At 35.0% G+C, this 3247-nt stretch carries 4 protein-coding genes; 3 read left to right on the top strand and 1 reads right to left on the bottom strand.

Features of this window, described 5'->3' with window-relative positions:
* Window positions 1-51: 51 nt before the first annotated feature.
* Window positions 52-1674 carry an ABC-F family ATP-binding cassette domain-containing protein gene (locus tag CUS89_RS15615; RefSeq protein ID WP_104872782.1) on the bottom strand — a complete coding sequence of 541 codons (1623 nt, stop codon included), beginning with the start codon at window positions 1672-1674 and terminating at the stop codon, window positions 52-54.
* Between the two features lie 235 nt (window positions 1675-1909).
* Here CUS89_RS15615 and CUS89_RS15610 point away from each other — a divergent pair, with 235 nt between their 5' ends.
* The 3 genes from CUS89_RS15610 to CUS89_RS15600 all read left to right on the top strand — a co-directional run bounded on the left by CUS89_RS15610 (window position 1910) and on the right by CUS89_RS15600 (window position 3160).
* Window positions 1910-2431 carry an HdeD family acid-resistance protein gene (locus CUS89_RS15610; RefSeq protein ID WP_104872781.1) on the top strand — a complete coding sequence of 174 codons (522 nt, stop codon included), beginning with the start codon at window positions 1910-1912 and terminating at the stop codon, window positions 2429-2431.
* A 247-nt stretch (window positions 2432-2678) separates the two neighbouring features.
* Window positions 2679-2894, top strand: coding sequence for a type II toxin-antitoxin system RelB family antitoxin (relB, locus tag CUS89_RS15605; RefSeq protein ID WP_104872780.1), 216 nt, complete (start codon window positions 2679-2681; stop codon window positions 2892-2894).
* Entirely contained in the window at window positions 2891-3160 is a 270-nt protein-coding gene (locus CUS89_RS15600; protein ID WP_104872779.1) for a type II toxin-antitoxin system RelE family toxin, read from the top strand. Before relB ends, CUS89_RS15600 begins: the two co-directional genes overlap by 4 nt.
* The last annotated feature ends 87 nt before the right edge of the window (window positions 3161-3247 follow it).

Below are 3247 nucleotides of genomic sequence, written 5' to 3'. Positions count from 1 at the left end.
CACTTCTGTCCCGACCTCTGTGTTTTTATGACCATAAGCAGTTCAGAATGCTTAGTTCCAAAGATTTTCTAATTGTTTTTGGATATCTTTGTTCTCTAAGAATTCATCATACGTCGTATCTGCACGATCGATCACGCCTTTATCAGAAACAGCTATGATACGATTTGCTAACGTTTGGATGAATTGGTGGTCATGAGAAGCAAATAGGATCGAACCTGAAAATGCCATCAAGCCATCATTCAATGCAGTAATTGATTCTAAATCTAAATGATTCGTTGGGTCGTCTAAGACAAGGACATTTGCTTTTGAAAGCATCAATTTAGAAAGCATACAACGAACTTTTTCGCCCCCAGAAAGAACATTCACAGGTTTTAATACTTCCTCACCAGAAAACAACATACGACCTAAGAAGCTACGTAAGAACGTATTGTCGTCTTCTTCTTTACTTGCATATTGACGTAACCAATCAAGAATCGTTAAGTCTGTATCGAATTCCTTCGTTGTATCCTTTGGTAGATAAGCATTGCTTGTTGTTACACCCCAGCGGACAGTACCGGTATCTGGCGTTAGATCGCCCATGATAACTTTAAATAGGGTTGTAGTTGTTATATCGTTTTCAGCAACGAATGCTACCTTGTCTTCTTTGTTTAATGTAAATGATATATCATCTAGAATTTTTTTACCATCTATTGTCACACTAACGTTTTCTACTTGTAGTAAGTCATTGCCAATTTCACGCTCTGGTTTGAATCCAACGAAAGGATAGCGGCGTGAAGAAGGTTGGATATCATCTAATGTGATTTTTTCTAACATTTTTTTACGGGATGTTGCTTGTTTTGATTTTGACGCATTTGCACTGAAACGTGCGATAAAGTCTTGTAATTCTTTGATTTGTTCTTCTTTTTTCGCATTGGCGTTTGCTTGTAACTTAGTTGCTAATTGGCTTGATTCTAACCAGAAATCGTAGTTTCCTACATAAAGCTTGATTTTTCCAAAGTCTAAATCTGCCATGTGGGTACATACTTTATTCAAGAAGTGACGGTCATGGGAAACAACGATCACTGTATTCTCAAATTCGATCAAAAATTCTTCTAACCAGTTGATCGATTGGATATCTAGTCCGTTTGTCGGCTCATCTAAAAGTAAAACATCTGGTTTACCGAATAGCGTTTGTGCAAGCAACACTTTCACTTTTTGGCCACCAGTTAGTTCGCTCATCAATTGATGATGCAACTCTTCAGGGATATTCAATCCTTGCAGTAAAACCGCTGCTTCTGGCTCTGCTTCCCATCCGTTTAATTCTGCAAATTCGCCTTCTAATTCTGCCGCACGAATCCCATCTTCATCTGTGAAATCTTCTTTCATATAGATGGCATCTTTTTCTTTCATTACTTCATATAAACGTTTATGACCCATGATTACTGTTTCCATCACAGTATATTCTTCATAGTCATAGTGGTTTTGTTTCAAAACAGCCATACGTTCATCTGGACCTAATGTGACAGAGCCTGTTGAAGGTTGCAAGTCACCTGATAACACTTTAAGGAATGTTGATTTACCTGCGCCATTTGCTCCAATTAAGCCATAACAATTGCCGGGAGTGAATTTTATATTAACATCATCAAATAGTTTGCGATCTGAAAAGTGCAAACTTACATCATTTACAGTAATCAATTTTTTTCCTCACTTTATGTTTATAATATTTGCCAAGTCTTCTAGAATTATATAGGGGAATGTTGAAAGTTTCAAGGAAATCAGTAATTCTTTACGTTTCACGTGAAACAATCAAAGGAAGAAAATGGAGCAAACGTTTTTTTACAACTAAAGCATTTTCATAAATGCTAAATTTTTGAAGTTATTTAAATGGGGGCGTAAGATAGAAATAGATTAGAAGAAAGTAGGGATTAAAATGAAAGAAAGTAGAAAAATTGATTGGGGTTCACTCGTTTTAGGGATATTATTTGTTTTAGTTTCCTTGATTTCTTTTCGCGATCCAGTAGGTAACTTAGTTGCTATCGTTATTGTATTTGCTATTTTTGCGATCCTAAAAGGATTATTTGAGTTATTTCTACGTAATCGAGTAAAAGAACTGACAGGATATAAAGGAAAGATGCCGATGGTGATTGGGATCATTGATTTATTGATTGGGATCTTTTTCATCTTTAATATTGGTGCTGGGGTAGTTGCACTACCATTTGTCTTCGCTGTTTGGTTTATTATTGATTCTGTTTTGGCTTTATTTACTGCTGATTTATTCAGAGGAATAAGCGAAGGACATTATTGGTTTACAGTAGTCATCAATGTATTGGGTATCTTACTAGGTATTATTTTATTATTCAATCCTTTATCCTCTGCGTTGACGCTAAGTTTTTTAGTTGGTTTTTACTTTATGGTAGTTGGGATCAATCAGATCGTTTATGCGTTTAGCTAATTTACAGAAATATAAGAATGGAATCAATTAAATCTAAGTTTTTAGAAGTGATTGGCAGACGATCTTAACCATCAGATGAGCATACAAATTTTAGAAAAATACGACAGCTGACCAAGTGATTCAATCATTGAGTTACTCGGTCGGCTTTTTTATTGATTAAGAGAAGGTATGTATAGATTTTTTTATAAATTGATAATTGTAATACAATGTATTACAATTAGTGGGATAGAAGGGGAGGGATCTTAGTATGAGTATAACAACAATTAGATTGAATGATCAGGAAGAAGTTTTCTTTCAAAGCTATGCAGAATTAATGGGTCAACCTTTATCTACTTTGATGAAACAAGCATTGACTGAAAAAATTGAAGATTTTCTTGATTTGCAAGACGGATCTGAAGCATTGAAAAATTTAACTGGTGAAACAGTTAGTCTTCAAGATATGATGAAAGAAGAAGGCCTATGACTTATCATGTGGCATTCGACAAACGCGCACAAAAAGAATTTATGAAGTTAGATAAACCAATCAGACAGCAAATTTTACTCTGGTTGAATAAAAATATTGAAGGGTGCGACAATCCACGTTGGACAGGGAAAGGGTTAACTGCAGATAAAAGTGGTCTCTGGCGTTATCGTATAGGTAAATATAGACTGATTTGCATCATCCATGATGACCATGCTCTTGTACTTGTTATTAAGTCAGGAAAGCGTGAGACAATTTATAGTATTTAGTCGATGTATTATTACATATTTTTATAGTAATATTCAGCTTTCATGATTTTTGAAGCCTATCCTTGGGGAAAACGTCATAAAAGCCAA

This window comes from Enterococcus mundtii, assembly GCF_002947535.1.
In the GTDB taxonomy this organism is placed as follows: domain Bacteria; phylum Bacillota; class Bacilli; order Lactobacillales; family Enterococcaceae; genus Enterococcus_B; species Enterococcus_B mundtii_B.
Note: the sequence above shows the minus strand (reverse complement) of the source record. Positions and strands in the feature narration are given on the sequence as shown.

What these genes read in the sequence shown, in the direction of transcription:
- CUS89_RS15600 (WP_104872779.1), top strand. Translation starts at nt 2,891, where the DNA reads ATGACTTATCATGTGGCATTCGACAAACGCGCACAAAAAGAATTTATG.
- CUS89_RS15610 (WP_104872781.1), top strand. Translation starts at nt 1,910, where the DNA reads ATGAAAGAAAGTAGAAAAATTGATTGGGGTTCACTCGTTTTAGGGATA.
- relB (WP_104872780.1), top strand. Translation starts at nt 2,679, where the DNA reads ATGAGTATAACAACAATTAGATTGAATGATCAGGAAGAAGTTTTCTTT.